Annotated in this window: 1 protein-coding gene; it reads left to right on the top strand. The window is 71.7% G+C overall.

Annotated features, from left to right (window positions below; all coding sequences use genetic code 11):
* Positions 1-675 (top strand): AMP-binding protein (locus tag D7X55_RS40010; protein ID WP_147470447.1); only part of this gene is annotated, 675 nt, incomplete at both ends.

Here is a 675-nt window from a genome sequence, read left to right as displayed (position 1 = left end):
CGGAGGAAGTGGGCGCGGCGGAGGCCGGGGCACGGACGCTGGTGGGGTGTGGCCGGACGCTGGCGGAACAGCGACTGGCCATCGTGGACCCGGAGACGCTGGAGCGGCGGGCGCCTGGGCAGGTGGGCGAAATCTGGGTGTCCGGGCCGAGCGTGGCCCAGGGGTACTGGGGCCGCGAGGACGTGACGCGCGAGACGTTCCAGGCGCGAATCGCCCATGAGGACAGTGGACCGTATCTGCGCACGGGAGACCTGGGTTTCCTGCGGCCGGACGGAGAGCTGTACGTCACGGGGCGGCGCAAGGACCTGCTCATCCTGCGCGGGAGAAACCATTACCCGCAGGATTTGGAGGCGACGGTGGAGGCGGCGCACCCGGCGCTGCGGCCGGGGGGCGGCGCGGTGTTCTCGGTGGAGGTGGCGGGCGAGGAGCGCGTGGTCGTCGTGCAGGAGGTTGACGTCCGGCGACTGGGGGACCTCCGGCAGAAGCTGGAGGTGGCGAACGCGGCGGTAGGCGCCATCCGTCAGCGGCTGGCGGAGTCACACGAGGTACAGGCGCACGCGGTGGTGCTGATTGAACCGGGCAGCCTGCCGAAGACGAGCAGCGGCAAGGTGCAGCGGCACGCGTGCCGTGCGGCCTTCCTGAACGGGACGTTGCAGGAGGTGATGGCGTGGCGGG

The organism is Corallococcus sp. AB049A (assembly GCF_003668885.1).
GTDB classification, from domain to species: Bacteria; Myxococcota; Myxococcia; order Myxococcales; family Myxococcaceae; genus Corallococcus; species Corallococcus interemptor.
The sequence above is the reverse complement of the archived record's forward strand: the minus strand, read 5'-3'. Positions and strand labels throughout refer to the sequence as shown.